The 16,499-nt window shown below is 65.5% G+C and carries 13 protein-coding genes; 10 read left to right on the forward strand and 3 right to left on the reverse strand.

What is annotated here, in order from left to right; all coding sequences use genetic code 11:
- Positions 1–118 precede the first annotated feature (118 nt).
- The 8 genes from styD to AC6LJ2_RS05815 all read left to right on the forward strand — a co-directional run bounded on the left by styD (position 119) and on the right by AC6LJ2_RS05815 (position 7,177).
- Positions 119–1,627: a phenylacetaldehyde dehydrogenase StyD gene (gene styD, locus AC6LJ2_RS05780; protein WP_498151000.1), complete on the forward strand. Its 1,509-nt coding sequence runs from the start codon at positions 119–121 to the stop codon at positions 1,625–1,627.
- A 70-nt stretch (positions 1,628–1,697) separates the two neighbouring features.
- Positions 1,698–2,579: a transporter gene (locus AC6LJ2_RS05785; RefSeq protein ID WP_263913694.1), complete on the forward strand. Its 882-nt coding sequence runs from the start codon at positions 1,698–1,700 to the stop codon at positions 2,577–2,579.
- A 30-nt stretch (positions 2,580–2,609) separates the two neighbouring features.
- Positions 2,610–3,836: an amine dehydrogenase large subunit gene (locus AC6LJ2_RS05790; RefSeq protein ID WP_263913695.1), complete on the forward strand. Its 1,227-nt coding sequence runs from the start codon at positions 2,610–2,612 to the stop codon at positions 3,834–3,836.
- Complete coding sequence (locus AC6LJ2_RS05795; RefSeq protein ID WP_263913696.1) at positions 3,833–4,390, forward strand: MauE/DoxX family redox-associated membrane protein; 558 nt, start codon at positions 3,833–3,835, stop codon at positions 4,388–4,390. Before AC6LJ2_RS05790 ends, AC6LJ2_RS05795 begins: the two co-directional genes overlap by 4 nt.
- Before the next feature lie 16 nt (positions 4,391–4,406).
- Positions 4,407–5,045, forward strand: coding sequence for a methylamine dehydrogenase accessory protein MauD (mauD, locus tag AC6LJ2_RS05800; protein WP_263913697.1), 639 nt, complete (start codon positions 4,407–4,409; stop codon positions 5,043–5,045).
- Complete coding sequence (locus AC6LJ2_RS05805) at positions 5,029–5,544, forward strand: methylamine dehydrogenase light chain (protein ID WP_263913698.1); 516 nt, start codon at positions 5,029–5,031, stop codon at positions 5,542–5,544. Before mauD ends, AC6LJ2_RS05805 begins: the two co-directional genes overlap by 17 nt.
- On the forward strand, positions 5,541–6,107 hold the full coding sequence (locus AC6LJ2_RS05810) for a cytochrome C (protein ID WP_498151001.1): 567 nt from the start codon (positions 5,541–5,543) through the stop codon (positions 6,105–6,107). Before AC6LJ2_RS05805 ends, AC6LJ2_RS05810 begins: the two co-directional genes overlap by 4 nt.
- Before the next feature lie 98 nt (positions 6,108–6,205).
- Positions 6,206–7,177 (forward strand): AraC-like ligand-binding domain-containing protein, encoded by a 972-nt coding sequence (locus AC6LJ2_RS05815; protein ID WP_445658590.1) that lies wholly within the window; start codon positions 6,206–6,208, stop codon positions 7,175–7,177.
- A 78-nt stretch (positions 7,178–7,255) separates the two neighbouring features.
- On the opposite strand, the gene AC6LJ2_RS05820 is transcribed toward AC6LJ2_RS05815, so the two are convergent.
- Together AC6LJ2_RS05820 and glnE are read right to left on the reverse strand one after the other, a co-directional pair.
- Positions 7,256–7,930, reverse strand: coding sequence for an epoxyqueuosine reductase QueH (locus tag AC6LJ2_RS05820; protein WP_498151002.1), 675 nt, complete (start codon positions 7,928–7,930; stop codon positions 7,256–7,258).
- Positions 7,931–8,030: 100 nt separating this feature from the next.
- Positions 8,031–10,805 carry a bifunctional [glutamate--ammonia ligase]-adenylyl-L-tyrosine phosphorylase/[glutamate--ammonia-ligase] adenylyltransferase gene (glnE, locus tag AC6LJ2_RS05825; RefSeq protein WP_498151003.1) on the reverse strand — a complete coding sequence of 925 codons (2,775 nt, stop codon included), beginning with the start codon at positions 10,803–10,805 and terminating at the stop codon, positions 8,031–8,033.
- 84 nt (positions 10,806–10,889) lie between these two features.
- On the opposite strand from glnE, the gene AC6LJ2_RS05830 reads away from it, so the two are divergent.
- Together AC6LJ2_RS05830 and AC6LJ2_RS05835 are read left to right on the forward strand one after the other, a co-directional pair.
- Positions 10,890–14,528 (forward strand): YhdP family protein, encoded by a 3,639-nt coding sequence (locus AC6LJ2_RS05830; protein WP_498151004.1) that lies wholly within the window; start codon positions 10,890–10,892, stop codon positions 14,526–14,528.
- Positions 14,529–14,633: 105 nt separating this feature from the next.
- On the forward strand, positions 14,634–14,981 hold the full coding sequence (locus tag AC6LJ2_RS05835) for a hypothetical protein (protein ID WP_445658594.1): 348 nt from the start codon (positions 14,634–14,636) through the stop codon (positions 14,979–14,981).
- Between the two features lie 158 nt (positions 14,982–15,139).
- Here AC6LJ2_RS05835 and rho read toward each other — a convergent pair whose 3' ends face one another.
- The gene (gene rho, locus AC6LJ2_RS05840; RefSeq protein ID WP_006218533.1) at positions 15,140–16,399 is read right to left on the reverse strand and encodes a transcription termination factor Rho; all 1,260 of its coding nucleotides are present in this window, start codon (positions 16,397–16,399) and stop codon (positions 15,140–15,142) included.
- Between the last annotated feature and the right edge of the window lie 100 nt (positions 16,400–16,499).

Genomic DNA, 16,499 nt, shown 5'->3' on the forward strand with positions numbered 1-16,499 from the left:
GCGTTCCGCCGTTTGCTTGGACGTGCGCACGGGAACAAAACCCCATGCACGGGCGGACAAGCCAGCACGGCAGGCCGTTGCTATCCTGGCTTCAACGTTATCCGTTGGAGCCTTCCGCATGTCGTCCGCCCGCATACCCGCCAGCGCACCCGCGTCCGACCGCCCCGAATTGGCGGCCATCCGCGAATTCATGATCGTCGACGGCAAACCGCTGCGCGAAGGGCAAGGCGATCCTGTCGCAGTATTCAATCCCGCTACGGGCGAGGTCATCGCCCATCAACTGGATGCTGGGCCCGCCCAGATCGACCTGGCCGTGCAGGCCGCGCGCCGGGCGTTTTCTGCGGGCCCCTGGCACGACATGCTGCCCGCTGGCCGCGAACGCCTGCTGCTGAAACTGGCCGACCTGGTCGAGCAGCACGGCAACGCGCTGGCACGGCTTGAAACCTTGAACAACGGCAAGCTGCTGGGCGTGGCCCAGGGGCTGGAAGTGGGCGCCGGCGCGCAATGGCTGCGCTACATGGCCGGCTGGGCCACCAAGCTCACGGGCGATACGCTTGCACTGTCCATCCCGTTTCCGCCGGGCGTGCAATACCACGCCTATACCTTGCCCCAGCCGGTGGGCGTGGTGGCCGCCATCATTCCGTGGAATTTCCCGTTGCTGATGGCCATCTGGAAAATCGCTCCCGCACTGGCCGCCGGCTGCACCGTGGTGCTCAAGCCCGCCGAAGAAACCCCCCTGACCGCCCTGCGGCTGGCCGAGCTGGTGCTCGAGGCGGGCTTTCCGCCCGGCGTGGTCAACGTCGTGACGGGCCGGGGTGAAACCGCCGGGGCGGCGCTGGTGGCCCATCCCGGCGTCGACAAAATAGCGTTCACCGGGTCCACCGAAGTCGGCAAGCTCATTGGGCGCGCTGCCATGGACGACATGAAGCGCGTCTCGCTGGAACTTGGCGGCAAGTCGCCCGTCATCGTGCTGGACGACTGCGACCCCGACGTCGCGGTGCAAGGCGCGGCCGCGGCCATTTTCTTCAACCAGGGGCAGGTCTGCACCGCCGGATCCCGGTTGTACGTGCAAAAGGGGCTGTATGCCAAGGTCGTTCAGGGGCTTGCCGACTTGGCCGCCAGCATGAAGCTGGGGTCGGGCTTCGACCCCACCACGCAGGTGGGGCCACTGGTGTCGGCACGTCATCAGCAGCGCGTCCTGGACTACATCGGCATCGGTCGTGCTCAGGGCGGACGGGTGTTGGCGGGGGGCAATGCCGGCGACGGAGCCGGCTACTTCGTGCGACCGACGGTGTTCGCCGACGTGCCGGCCGACGCCCGCATCGCTCGCGAAGAAATCTTCGGGCCGGTCGTCGTCGCCCAGCCGTTCGACACGCTGGACGATGCCGTGCGGCTCGCCAACGACAGCGCCTTTGGCCTGGGCGCCAGCCTCTGGAGCAACGACCTGTCCCGCGTGCAGCGGTTGATTCCACGCATCGATGCGGGCACGGTGTGGGTCAACACCCACAACATGCTCGATCCGAACATGCCGTTCGGCGGTTTCAAGCAGTCGGGCATCGGCCGTGAGCACGGCCGCGCCGTACTGGACATGTATCTGGAGAAGAAGTCCGTTTGCATCGCTTACTAGACTGACGGCCGCGCGCTTCAAGCCGGGACATACCGGCGCACGCGCGTGCCGCGACACCAAGGGGAAGGGCATGGCAGGCAAGACCATTTGCCGGGGCCGGGCAAGCGCAGCATTACTGCTGGCGTGTGCGGCGACGGCACAGAGCGCATGGGCAGGAGATCCCAGCGCACGCGATTGGATACCCGCACCGGTCGGTACCAACATCATCGCGGGCTACCTGACGGGCCTGCGCTCGTCGGGGCTGTATTCGGCGGGCAAACGCGTGGACGGCGCCTCGGTAGATGTCGATGCGGCCATCTATCGCCAGATGCACTACCGTGAGTTCTTCGGCAAGACCGTGCAACTTGAATTCATCGTGCCGATATCCCGCACCACGATGGAACTGCCGGGCGCGTCACGCGACCGCCAGACAGGCATCGGCGACGTCACGCTGGGGTCCGCAATCTGGCTCTACAACAACGAGCAGACCAAGACCTGGTTCGCCTGGGAGCCCTTCGTGGTGGTGCCGCTGGGCCGGTACGACGGTGCACGGCCGGATACCTCGCCAGGCAAGAATCGCTGGTCCACCATCCAGGACTTTTCCTTCGTCAAAGGAGTCGGTGAATCCACGTTTCTCGAAGCCATCGGCGAAGTCGAAATCTACGGTCGCAACACCGACTGGATGAGTCAGACCTTGAAAAAGGACCCGTCCTTCCGCTTCTTTGCGCTGGCTTCGACCAACCTCACTGCCAATACTTACACGGGCATCCGCTACCGCTTTGAGACCGGCGGCCGTGAGCGCGTCAGCGGTGAAACCGTCACCAGTCGCGCCCGCAACCACCAACTGGCGCTGGAACTCACCCACCAGATCAATGACGCCAACCAGATCCAGATGCAGTACATCCACGACCTCAAGGTCGAGAACGGCCCGCGCATGCGTGGCCTGCAGATGCGCTACGTCTATGCCTTTTAGGAGCAACGGACATGAACCAGGAGACTTCCAATGACTGCGCTTTGTGCTGACAGACGCGGCCCGCAGGCCGCAGCGCGTGCGGGACGGCGTGCTGGCGCCCAGTTGGCAAAATGGGCCCTGTGCGCCGCCCTGGCCGCCACGGCTGGCATGGCCCGGGCCGATCTGCCCAACGAAGAGCTCAAGGGGGGCACGCGCCTGCCGCCCGCCACGCCGCACCGGCTGTACGTGATGGATGCGGTGTTCAATCATCTGGTCGACAGTCGCATCAACATCTATGACGGCGACACGATGAAATTCCTGGGCTTGGTGCCGTCGTCGTTCAACGGGCACATGACCGTGTCTGCCGACGGCAAAGACATCTACATCATGACTACCTACTACGAGCGCCTGAACCGTGGCAAGCGCACCGACGTGGTCGAAGCCTGGGATGCCGAAACGCTGACGCCCAAGTTCGAGGTACAGATTCCCGAAAAGCGAGCCCAGGCGCTGAACTATCGCAACTACCTCCAGCAGAGTTCGGACGGCGGCCTGCTGTTCGTGCAGAACGCCACGCCCGCGTCGTCCGTAACCGTGGTGGACCTGAAGGCCCGCACGTTTGCCGATGAAGTCACCGCCTCCGCCGGTTGCTGGAGCATCATCGTGCCACCGTCGCGGCCGCGCAGTTTTGCCAGCATCTGCGGTGACGGCACCTTCATCACCGTCGACCTGGACGCCGCCGGCAAGCCGTCGGGCCAGCAGCGCAGCAAGCCCATGTTCGACGTCGAGAAGGACCCGATCTTCACGCACACGGGCAACCTGGGCGACACCTTCTACTTCGTGTCGTACAACGGCAATGTCTACAGCGCCGATTTCAGCGGCCAGGATGCAAAGTTCGCTGAACCGTGGTCGCTGCTGGACAAGTCCGGCAAAGATCGCGGCTGGCGGCCGGGCGGCTACAACCTGCTGGCTGTCAACCGCAATAGCAAGCGTCTTTACGTGGGCATGCACCCGAACGGCGTCGAAGGCTCGCACAAGACGCCCGCTGCGGAAATCTGGGTATACGACCTGGCCACGCACAAGCGGCTGGCGCGCATACCTGGCAAGAACGCGCTGTCGATGTCGGTGTCGCAAGACGACAAGCCGCGCCTGTTCACGCTGGATGGCGGCAACGTCAACATCTACGACGCCGCGCCAGCGGCGCCGGTGTTCAAGGGCACGATCCAGGGCGCCGGCGAAACCGCGCTGCAGGTCGAACCCCAACCCGGAGGCGCCCGATGACCGATCCCGTCCTGCTTTACGCCGCAAGTGCCGCGCTGGCCTGCGTACTGCTGCTGGGGGCGCTGGAAAAGCTCAAGGATATGGCGGCGTTTGTTGCCGCCGTGACCGCCTACGAGATCGTGCCTGCCGGCCTGGCCGCCGCCTTTGCATGGGTCTATGTCCTGGCGGAGGCCCTGGCCGGCGCGCTGCTGCTGGTGCCCGCGAGCCGGTCTTCCGGCGCTGCGCTGGCCTTGGCCGTGCTGGCCGTGGCCACGGCCGGCGTGGCGGTCAACCTGGCGCGTGGGCGCCGCGACATCGACTGCGGTTGCGGAGGGCCCGCCTTTCGCGGCGCGGCGGCGCGTGGCGCGGGCCTGTCCTGGTGGATGGTGCTGCGCAACGCCCTGCTGGCGCTATGGACCCTGCCCATCTTTACCGCCGCCCAAGGGGCATCGCGCAGCCTGCAATGGGCCGACGCCGCCTCGGTCTTCGGGCTGGCCATGAGCGCCGTGGCCCTGTACTTCACAGTCAACCATCTGCTGGCTTCACACCTGAAGCTGCAGCAGCTGCATCACTAGAACCAAGGAACAAAACATGGAAGCCTTGATCATCTCCAATTTCCTGCTGTGGGGCGTCGTGCTCTGCCTGCTGCTGGTCATTCTGGCGCTGTCGCGCCAGATCGGCGTGCTGTACGAACGCGTGGCCCCGATGGGCGCGCTGACCATGGACAAGGGGCCCGCGGTAGGCGAGGCCGCACCGCGTTTCGAACTGCCGGACCTGCTGGGCCGTCGCCTGACCATCGGTGAACGCGGCCAGCACAGCCAGTTGCTGTTCTTCCTGTCGCCTTCCTGCCCGGTATGCAAGAAGCTCTTGCCCATCCTGAAATCCGTGGCCGGCACGGAAAGCGCCTGGCTGCGCATCGTGCTGGCCAGCGACGGCGAAATGCCCGAACACCTGGCTTTCTACCGTCAGGCCGGCCTTGAGCGCTTTCCGTACCTGCTGTCCACCGAACTGGGCATGAAATTCCAGATCAGCAAGCTGCCGTACGCCGTGCTGATCGACGAGACCGGCGTCATCCGCGCCAAGGGCCTGATCAATTCCCGCGAACAGCTTGAAAGCCTGTTCACGGCCAAGGAACTGGGCGTGGCGTCGGTGCAGGAATTCCTGGCCGCCGGTTCGCTGGACGAGACCCGCATTTCCCGCAAGGAGAACCGCAATGCTCTGGTTGGATAAGCTTGGAGAGCGCGCCACGCGCTCGATGGCGCACGCCACGTCGCGGCGCAGCGTGCTGAACCGCATTGGCAAGGTGCTGGTGGGTACCGCCTTCCTGGTGCCGGTGTTGCCGGTGGCCCGCTCGGCGCCGGCAGCCGCCAAGAAACCGCAGACAGACGAAACCGCCTGCGACTACTGGCGCTATTGCGCGGTGGACGGCTTTCTGTGTTCATGCTGCGGCGGCAGCACCACGTCTTGCCCGCCGGGCACATCGCCTTCGGCCGTTTCCTGGATCGGCACCTGCCACAACCCGATGGACGGCAAGGACTATCTCATCAGCTACAACGATTGCTGCGGCAAGACGGCTTGCGGCAAGTGCATGTGCGCGGCTGCCGAGCGCGAGCGCCCTGGCTATCAGATGTTCCTGCACAACGACGTCAACTGGTGCATGTCCAACGAGTCGTCCATTTTCCATTGCACCACCTCCGTGATCGTGGGGTTGGCCAAGAAGAAGCCATGAACACACGACTTTTTGGGCCTCGCTGTGGGTGGGGGCGCCGGCTGGTCGCGGTATTGGCGAGTCTGGTTGCGACCGCGTCGCAGGCGCTCGAAGCCCCGGCCGCCGGTGGCGCTGCCGCGGCGCCGGCCACCTCGGCCGTAGAGCCGGCGGCCGCCGGCGCGTTGTGGCCCGGGGCCCGTGCCGACTACGTGCTGCAGTGTGCGGGCTGTCATCGGGTCGACGGTCGCGGCAGTACGCCCCACGGGATTCCGGATTTCCGTAATTCGGTGGGGGCCTTTGCGCGACTGCCGGCGGGACGCGAGTACTTGGTTCGGGTGCCGGGGGCGGCATACTCGCCACTGAGTAATGCGGATCTGGCCGCCGTGCTGAATTGGGTGCTGCTCAGCTTCAGTCCGGCGCAGCTTCCAAGCGGGTTTCAGCCGTATACCGAAGCCGAAGTGGCGGCGGCGCGCCCCAGGCGTTACCCGGACGTGGTGCCGGTACGCCACGGATTGGCGCAAGAATTGGCCAAGCAAGGGTTCATTTTGTCTGATTATTCCTACGGCAGCGCCCGAAAGCCCTAGGGGCACGTGGCTTTTAGGGGTTGTCACGGATACTCGCTGTCAGGTGCTCGGTGATAGAAAGAAGACCGCTCTGTTTCATGCCGTGCGCCGGAGTCGCCATGCACCAGCCCCTTATACGCAGCGCGCCCCAGCAGTTCCTGGATTGCGCCAGCTGGAAGGAAAGTATCAGCAATACGTTCGTACCGCTGGAAGTGTCTGCGGTGCACCCGTCGCGCTTTCGCAGCAGCGTGGCGATGGATTACCTGGGCTGGATGCAGATCTGCGAAATGCATACCGGCGCGCAACGCGTGCGACGCACCAAGCAGTTGGCCGACCGCGCCGACGTGTCAGGCTACAAGGTGACGCTGCAACTGGGCGGCCGCAGTGAAATCCGGCAGGCTGCCCGCACGGCATTGCTGATGCCTGGTGATTGGGGCATCTACGACACGACTCGTCCCTACGAGGTCGATGTCGACGACGACGCGCACTTTCTGGTCATGCTGGTGCCGGGCAAACATTCCGAAGCCTGGCATCCTTTCATGAAGAATTCCGTGGCGCGCAGTTTCAGCGCTCGGCACGGCTGCGGCCGCATGGCGATGGACTTGCTGCGGGTCGCCTTGGGCGAACACGGGCATCTTTCCGACAGCGCGTCGCGCGATGCCGCCAATGCCGTCATGCAGATGATGGGGCTGGACATCAGCGAAAGGGCGGGCGGGCAGGCCGAACAAGATCAAGCGGACATGCGCCAGGCGCAACTGCGCCGGGTGCAGCAGTATCTGGTCGAAAACCTGCATGATCCGGATTTGTCGCCCGCGACGGCCGCGGCAGCCCTGCGCGTGTCGCGCCGCTATCTGTACAACCTGTTTGCCCTGGCCGCCACCACGCCCGCCGATTTCATCCTGAGCGCCCGGCTCGAGCGTTCCCGGCGCATGCTGGGCGATGCGACGCAGACCGCGCGGCAGATCGGCGATATCGCCTTCCAGCACGGCTTTTCAGACGCGGCGCGGTTCAGCCATGCATTTCGCAACCGCTATGGCGTGTCGCCGTCGGAATACCGGCGCAAGGGGTGTCTGCCGAACGAGTCGGCGTGACACGGCCAAGGGGCCGCCCATGAAAAAGGAGCCCGTGCGGGGCTCCTTTTTCATGCAGACAGGTCCGGCAAGAGCGCCTTAGAGGTTTTCCTCGATGATCAGGTCTTCCTTGCCGTAGAACTTCACGCCGATATGGATGCGCTCGCGGCCCTGGGCGCGGCGGTGGCGGTTGGTGTCGCGCAGCGAATAGACGCAGCCGCAGTATTCCTGCTGATAGAAGTTTTCGCGCTTGCTGATTTCGATCATGCGGGACGAGCCACCGCCCTTGCGCCAGTTGTACGTCCAGTAGATCAGGTCGTCGTAGCGAGCGGCCGCGCGCTCGCCGCAGCCGTTGATCTGATTCATGTCTTTCCAGCGCGAGATGCCGAGCGAGCTGGTGATGGTGTCAAAGCCGTGCTCGTGGGCGTATAGCGCGGTGCGTTCGAAACGCATGTCGAAGCAGGCCGTGCAACGCTCGCCGCGCTCGGGGGCGTTTTCCATGCCCTTGACGCGATCGAACCAGTTGTCCATGTCGTAGTCGGCATCGATGAATTCGATGCCGTGCTGCTCGGCAAAGCGAATGTTCTCCTGCTTGCGGATCTCGTACTCTTTGACCGGATGGATGTTCGGGTTGTAGAAGTAGATCGCGTAGTCGATGCCCGACGCCGTCATGGCTTCCATGACCTCGCCAGAGCAGGGGGCACAGCACGAGTGCATCAGCACTTTGCTGCGGCCGACGGGCAGGTCGAGTTTGGGGCGCACGAATTCGGACATATCTGGCTGGCAAGTAAGGCGGAAAACTCCTTATTTTACGATGAGTTGCCAGCTTTGCACGGGGGCGTTCAAGGCGGGCGGCCAGAGCGTCCCCCATTATTCAGCCGAACACCGCCTGCCACAGCTCTCGTACAGCGGTGCGCTCGGCCTGCAACTGGTCGGGCGCGACCCGCGCCTTTTCCACCCCCTGCATGCGCAGTTGGTGCTGGATGCGCCGCAGTACGCGATAGGCGTCGCCCGCACGCGCCGCCAGGCCCGGGTCGATCAAACCGGCCTCGCCGGCCAGCCGCAGCAGGGTGATGTTGCCCAGGTTGCGCACCAGCATGGGGTGCGTGCCCGCCTGGCACAGCACCAGGTACTGGGTCACGAATTCCACGTCGACCATGCCGCCGCTATCGTGTTTCAGGTCGAACTTGCCGCTGCTGTTCGGGTGGCCGGCGTTGATTTTCTCGCGCATGGCCAGCACTTCGTCGCGCAGGGCTGCCGTATCGCGGGGCATCACCAGTATGGCCTCGCGAATCTGCTCGAAACGCTCGCCGACCGCCGCGTCGCCCGACGCGTAGCGTGCCCGTGTCAGCGCCTGGTGCTCCCAGGCCCAGGCGTGCTTCTGTTGGTACTGCTCGAAGGCCTCGACGGATACGGCCAACAGGCCTGCATCGCCGTCCGGGCGCAGGCGCAGGTCGATTTCGTACAGGCGGCCCGACGAGGTCATGGTCGACAGCCAGGATGTCATGCGCCGGCCCAGCTTGGCGTAGACCTCTGACGCGTCGTCGCGCGGGTCGTCATACAGGAACACCAGGTCCAGGTCGGACGAATACCCCAGTTCCTTGCCGCCCAGCTTGCCGTAGGCGATCACCGCGAAGCGAGGGGGAGCGTCCGGGACTTTGTTGACCAGGGGCCACGTGCGGTGGATGGTTTCGGTGAGCAGCAGGTCAGCCAGCGCGGACAACTGATCGGCCAGCTTTTCCACCGTCAGCTCGCCTTCCAGGTCTTGCGCCAGCAGTTGGAAGCTGGCCTGGCGCTGTACGTCACGCATCAGGTTCATCTGGCGTTCGATGTCCGGATCGCCGTCGGGCAGGCGGCAGGCGTCCAGGTCCGCGCGCAGTTGCCGGGCGATCTGGGCGAAGTCCAGCGGTTCGAACAGCGTGCGCCAGTCGATCAGGCTGTCCAGCAGCAGCGGATGCTGCGTCAGGTATTGGGCTGCCCAGGGGCTGGCGGCCACCATGCGGGCCACTCGCGCCAGCGTGTCGGGGTATTCCGCCAACAGGGCCAGGTAGGCGCTGCGCTGGGCAATCTTTTCGATCAGGTCGAACAGGCGCACGGCCGCGTTCAGCGGGGCCGGCGTCTGGCGGGCGGCGCGCAGCGCGGCGGGCAGCAGGACTTCCATGCGGCGGCGGCTGCTTTCCGGCAGGCTGCGGATGCGATGGCTGCCCAGCAGGGTTTCGGTGCGGCGCAGCAGGTCGTCCGCTTCGTCGCCGAAGGCTTGGCGGATCTGCTCGGCCAGTTCGCATTCACTGTCGGGTTCGTCGGTCGCCGGGTCGCTTTGGGCATCGGGCGCATTGGCCGTGTCCTCGCTGTCCATGCCTACCATCCGGAATACGTTGCGGAAGGTCTGCGAGACGAATTGGCGGTGCGCGGCCAGGGTGCTTTCGAAATCTTCCGGGGTGAAGCCCAGCGCAGCGGCCAGTCCGGCGCGCAGCGTGGGGTCGCCGGGCAGCAGGTGGGTCTGCTCGTCTTCGCGGTATTGCAGCGCGTGTTCGGTGCGGCGCAGGAAACGGTAGGCCTCTTCCAGGCGGCGCGCGTCGTCTTCGGGCACCAGACCGGCGACGCATTCGGCGTGCAGCGCTTCCAGCAAGCCCCGCTTTTGCAGGGCCGGCATGCGGCCGCCACGGATCAGCTGGGCCAGTTGCACCACGAATTCGATCTCGCGGATGCCGCCATCGCCCAGCTTGATGTTGTTGGCGCTGTCGATGCCATTGCGCGCCATGGCGCGTCGCTGCCAGTCCTGGCGGATGCGTTCGCGCAGGGCGCGCAACGCGGCCAGCGCGTCGAAGTCGAAATATTTGCGGTACACGAAAGGCACGCGCAGGCTTTCCAGCTGGCGTGCCTGGGCCGTGCTGTCGCTGCCCTCGAATGCCTGGGCGGGCATCAGCCGCGCCTTGAGCCAGGCATAGCGTTCCCATTCGCGGCCCTGGCCGATGAGGTAGTGTTCCAGCGCGTCCAGGCTCCAGGCCAGCGGGCCGGCATCGCCGTCGGGGCGCAGGCGCAGGTCGGTACGGAATACCTGGCCGTTGGCGTCCACTTCGGACAGCACGGGCATCATGCGCCGGGTCAGGCGGCCGTAGAACTCGTGGTGGCTGATGCGGCGCGGGCCGTCGGTATCGCCTTCCTCGCCGTACAGCATGATCAGGTCGATGTCGGACGAGACGTTGAGCTCGCAGCCGCCCAGCTTGCCCATGCCCACGATCAGCATTTCCTGGGGCTGCCCGGTGGCCGGGTCGCGCGGCACGCCGTGCACGGCGGCCAGGTCGGCCGCCACGCTACGGTAGGCCGCCGCTACCGCCATGTCGGCCAGCGTCGTCATTGCACCCACCACTTCCTCGAGCGGCGCCTGGCCGGCCAGGTCGCGCACGATCAGCGTGCTGAATACCCGCTCGCGCAGCTTGCGCAGCACCTGCCGGCACAGGTCCACCGGCAGCACCGCCGGCGCGCCCGGGCCCGCCAGTTCGGCCTGCCACTGCGCCAATCGCTCGGGGGTGACGGGCTGGCGCACCGCGTCTTCCAGCCAGGCGGCAAGGTCCGGATGGGCATCCAGACGGCGGCGCAGGTGGCCGGACCAGGCCAGGGCAGGGGCGAGCAGGGAGGGCGTGGACATGGGTATCGGGCGAGAGACGAATGGGCGCGTTTCAGGTATAAGTGGGGACGATACCGCAAGACATATTCTCCTGCCCACCGATCCGTGTCTGTTTCAAAAAAAGTGCTCTGCTGCCTGTTCTGGGCGGCGCTGACTATCTATAGCGTCGTGGCCGTCGGGCTCTTGGGCGTGCGCTATTGGGTCTTGCCGCGCGTGGACCAGTGGCGTCCCCAGATCGAAGCCTACGCCAGCCAGGCGTTGGGCGCACGCGTCTCGATCGGCGACATCAAGGCGGAATGGCAGGGGCTCAATCCCCGGCTGGAACTGGCTGACGTCCAGGTCTATGACGGCGTTGAGGCGCCGGTGCTGACGCTGCCCTCGGTATCCGCCGTGCTCGCCTGGCGCAGCATCCTGACCCTGTCGCCCAAGCTGGTGCGCCTGCGCGTCGAGCAGCCCGAACTGACCTTGCGCCGCGATACCGACAACCATCTATGGGTGGCGGGCCAAAGCATCGACCTGAACGCCAGCGATCACCGATCTGATCTGGATCATCCCGCGCTGCGTTGGCTGACCGCGCAGCGTGAATTGCGCATCCGTGGCGCCACCATCCGCTGGCAGGATGAAATGCGCCAGGCGCCCGACCTGGTACTGAGCAATGTCGATTTCCTGGTGCGCAACGGCAGCCTGTCGCATCGTTTCGTGCTGCGCGCCGATGCCGATCCGGCGCTGGGCCGCAAACTGGACCTGCGCGGCGAATTCAATCGCAGCCTGTTCGCGGGCGATGCGTCCAATCCGGCCAACTGGAGCGGTGAACTCTACGCGGCCCTCGATGACGCCGAGCCGCAGGCCTGGGCGCCTTGGGCGCCGCCGCCTCCCGTCAAGGGACGCATCAGCGGCCGGGCCTGGCTGCAGCTGGATCATGGCAAGTTCACCACCCTGACGGCCGACGTGGCAGGACGCGGCGTCGGCTGGACGGCGGCTGCCGACGGGCCGGCGGTCCGCAGCGGCTATGCCCAGCTTCGCATCGAGGGCACGCCGGGCGACTTCATTGACACTGACGGCCTGCCGCTGGCGCGCAGTTCCGGCGCGGCGAATCTGTCGGTCAAAGGGCGCGTCGAACAGTTGCGCGTGGCGCTGCCGGGCGTATTCGAACAGCCCGAGCTGGTGGCCGACGAACTGGCATTGGACGCCCAGACCAAAGGCGTCGATGCCAGGAACTGGTTCGTGGACGTCGGCCAGCTGCGGATCGCCAACAGCGACCTGGACGTCCGCCTGCAAGGCCAATGGCGCAAAGAGGGCAAGACCGGGGCGGGCAGCGTCGATATGCGCGGCACGCTGGTGCGGGGCAAGATGAACGCCATCCACCGCTACCTGCCGCTCGAGGTCAATGCGGACGCGCGCGAGTGGCTGGCCACCGGCTTGCCCGCCGGCCAGATGGAATCGGCCGCCATCACCCTCAAGGGGGACCTGGACGAGTTTCCCTTTGGGGCGCCGGGTTCGACCGGCGAATTCGTCATCGCCGGCGCCTATACCGGTGCCAAGGTCGATTACGCGCCGGCGCGCAGCCACCGCAAGGGCTGGCCGATGCTCGAAAACCTCTCTGGCAGCTTCCGGGTCGACAAGGTGGGCCTGGTGCTCGACAGCCCCGGCGGTGCGGTGGCGCATACCGGTCCGGACCAGACGGTGACCCTGGGCGCAGTGACCGCCAGCATTCCCGACATGGAGCACAACGCCCTGCTGACGGTCGATGGCGACACGACCGGCCCGGTGTCCGCCTACCTGGCGCTGGCGGAGAGCTCGCCGCTGGGCGGCCTGCTCGACGGAGCGTTGGACGAAGCCCGGGGCACCGGCAACTGGCGCATGCCGCTGAAGTTGAAGGTGCCGTTGATGAACACCGACGACACGCAGGTCGAGGGCAAGATCCAGTTCGCCGACAACACGTTCACCTTCATGCCCGAAATGCCCTTGCTCAGCCAGATGCACGGCGACCTGGACTTCTCGGAAAAAGGGGTGCATACCAAGGAAATCCGCGCGCAGTTCCTGGGCGGTCCGGTCAAGATCGCCGGCAGCCTGTCGCAGCCCAAGGACGTCCTGCGCTTTGATGGCGTGCTGGCGGGATCGGGCCTGACCCAGATCAGCAATACGCCGTCGATGGCGCTTTTTTCGGGCAAGGCGGCCTACAAGGGGGCGGTCGGCTATCAGCGAGGCGGTTCGGTCGAATTGTCGATGGAAACCGATCTGGTCGGCATGGCAATCAACATGCCCGCGCCGGTGGGCAAGCCGGCAGCCACTGCGCAAACACTCAAGCTGCAGTGGGGCGCTGCACAGGATCGCGGCGCCAAGGGCCGGCGCTGGCTGACCGCCAGCCTGGGCGAGAACATCAACGCGCTGTTCGAACGTGATCCGACGGATTCCGCGCCCTCGTATTTTGCCCGCGGCACCCTGGGCATCGGCCGACCGGCCAGCCTGCCCGAACGCGGCCTGAGCCTGAGCGCCAGCCTGCCCGAACTGGACATGGATGCCTGGGAGGCCGTGTCCGACGGTTTCAGTCCGCCCCCGGTCAAGGGGCGCCCGGCAGCCCGCCCGCTGCTGCCGCAGCCCGAGCGGGTCAGCCTGGCCACGGGCGTCCTGCGCACCAGCGGCTACACCCTGAACGACCTGACCCTGTACGCCACCCGCCCGGCGCCAGCGCAGTGGCGCGTGGATATCGAATCGCGCCAGGCGGCCGGTTCGCTGTCGTGGCGCGAGGCTTCGGGCGCCATCGCGGGCCAGATCACGGCCCGGCTGAAACACCTGGCGCTGGGCGGCGCGGACGACACCAACGAGGCCGACAAGGCCTTGTCGTCGGGTAGCGACCTGTCCGATATTCCCGCCATCGACCTGCAAGCCAAGGAATTCAAGCTGTATGGCAAGAACCTGGGCGAATTGCAGGTGCTGGGCACCAATCTGGAACGGGGCCGCCAATGGCGCCTGGACAAACTGTCGATCACCAACGACGCCGCCACACTGAATGCCACCGGCGCCTGGCGGCTCGAAGGCCCGGACCGCGGGCTGACGGTGGACGCGACCGCCAAGTTCGAGAACGTGGGGGCCTTCATGGACCGCATCGGCTTCGAACGCGTGGTGTCAGGCGGCACGGGCAGCGTCAAAGGCAAGGCGACCTGGCGCAATCTGCCCTGGACCCACAATATTGCCGACATCGTCGGCGACGCCGAGATCAGCCTGGACAAGGGCCGCTTCATGCACGTGAACTCGCGCACGGCCCGCTTGCTCGAGTTGCTGTCGCTGCAATCCTTGCAGCGCCTGGCCCGGCTGGACGTCAACCCCACCAACTTGCTGCGCGATGGCTTTCCGTTCGATACCGTGCGCGGTCAGGTCAAGATGGCCGACGGCTCGCTGACCACCGAGGGCTACAAACTCAATGGCCCGGTCGCCGCCATCGTGCTGGCCGGCGGCGTCAATATCGTGCAGGAGCGCTGGAACCTGAAGGCGGTGGTCATTCCCAACCTGGACGCCAGTGGCGCGGCCATGGTGACGGCGCTGGCCGTCAACCCGTTGATTGGCCTGGGGGCGTTCGTGACGCAATGGTTGCTCAAGCAGCCGCTGGCCCGCGCCATGACCCTGGAATACGCCGTCACGGGTAGCTGGGACGATCCGCAGATCGATCCCATCGACGCCTCGGGCAAGCCGGCGCCCAAGCAGACGCCCAAGCCACGCAGCCTGGAAGAGTTCATCGAACACTGATCTGGGCGGCCCGCGCCAGGCCTGACATTGCGATACAGACCGTACAGACAGCAACGTGGCCCTGCCTATAAGCTGCGTCAGTCCCAATACTGATGGAGCTGACAGATGCCCAAGTCCCGGATCCGCGTGGTAACGGCGGTCGCATTGATGAGCGTTTCCGCCTGGGCCCAGGCCCAGAGCCTGGTGCTGCCCACCATTGCCGAGGCCACGGATGCCATTGTCGACATGCTGGAAGGCACCGGCTTGTCGCGCCCGTCCAAGGTCAAGCTGGGCACCTGCGTGGCCGCCGAAGAAGCCACCCACCCGGGGCAGGTGGCGTGCACGGTGGCGGTGACGATGGGGGCGGTGGTCAACGAGAACCAGATGGACTTCTACAAGCAGGGCAAGAAGTGGAAGGCCCAGCCGAGTTCCTCCCAGGACAAGTTGCCATTCCCTGATCCCAAGGTGCAGTGAACACCGGGCACGAATGCGGGCACCGCCGCAGGCCTGCCGATCGCTGGCTCAAAGGCTGACCGAAACGCCGCCCCATAAAGCATTTGGCGAGGACCGCCCTGGGGCTGTCCTCGCCAAATCAATGCCAATCGCGTAAGGGTGGCTTACGTCTGGGCAGCTTACTTCTTCTTCATCATGTCGAAGAATTCGGCATTGGTCTTGGTGGCGCGCATCTTGTCCAGGATGAATTCCATGGATTGGACTTCGTCCATGTCGTGGATGAACTTGCGCAGTACCCAGACCTTTTGCAGCAGGTCCGGCGCGATCAGCAGTTCTTCGCGGCGAGTGCCCGACTTGTTCAGGTTGATCGACGGGTAGACGCGCTTTTCAGCCAGACGACGTTCAAGGTGGACTTCGGAGTTGCCCGTGCCCTTGAATTCTTCGTAGATGACTTCGTCCATGCGGCTGCCGGTTTCGATCAGCGCGGTGCCCAGGATGGTCAGCGAACCGCCTTCCTCGAGGTTGCGCGCCGCACCGAAGAAGCGCTTGGGGCGCTGCAGGGCATTGGCGTCCACGCCGCCGGTCAGCACCTTGCCGGAAGCCGGCACGACGGTGTTGTAGGCGCGGGCCAGGCGGGTGATCGAGTCCAGCAGGATCACCACGTCTTTCTTCATTTCGACCAGGCGCTTGGCCTTTTCGATGACCATTTCCGCAACCTGCACGTGGCGGGTGGCGGGTTCATCGAAGGTCGAGGCCACCACTTCGCCGCGCACGGTGCGCTGCATTTCGGTCACTTCTTCCGGGCGCTCGTCCACCAGCAGGACGATCATGACGGCGTCGGGGTAGTTGGTGGTGATGGCGTGCGCAATGTGCTGCATCATCACCGTCTTGCCCGACTTGGGGCTGGCGACGATCAGGCCGCGCTGGCCCATGCCGATGGGGGCGAAGACGTCGAGGATGCGGCCCGTGAGGTTTTCTTCGCTCTTGATGTCGCGTTCCAGACGCATGGTCCGGTTCGGGTGCAGCGGCGTCAGGTTCTCGAACATGATGCGATGCTTGATCGCCTCGGGCGCCACGCCATTGACCTTGTCCACCTTGACCAGCGCAAAGTAACGCTCGCCATCCTTGGGCGTGCGCACTTCACCTTCGATCGAGTCGCCGGTGTGCAGGTTGAAACGGCGAATCTGGGAGGGCGAGATGTAGATGTCGTCCGTGCTGGCCAGATACGAGGTCTCGGGCGAGCGCAGGAAACCGAAGCCGTCGGGCAGGACTTCAAGCACGCCGTCGCCAAAGATCTGCTCGCCCTGCTTGGCGCGCCGTTTCATGATGGCGAACATCAGCTCCTGCTTGCGCAGGCGGTTGGCGTTCTCGATTTCCAGGCCAGCGGCCATTTCCAGCAGCTGCGAGACATGCAGCGCCTTCAGTTCGTTGAGGTGCATCGCGGTGAGTGGTGGGGGAAAAGTAAAGGAGGGTTCTGGCGGCGCGCCACGGACGGGCTCGCGCGGTATTGAATGAGCGCCGCCACCAGGGCGGCGCCTT

It is taken from the genome of Achromobacter sp. 1014246743 (assembly GCF_059760725.1).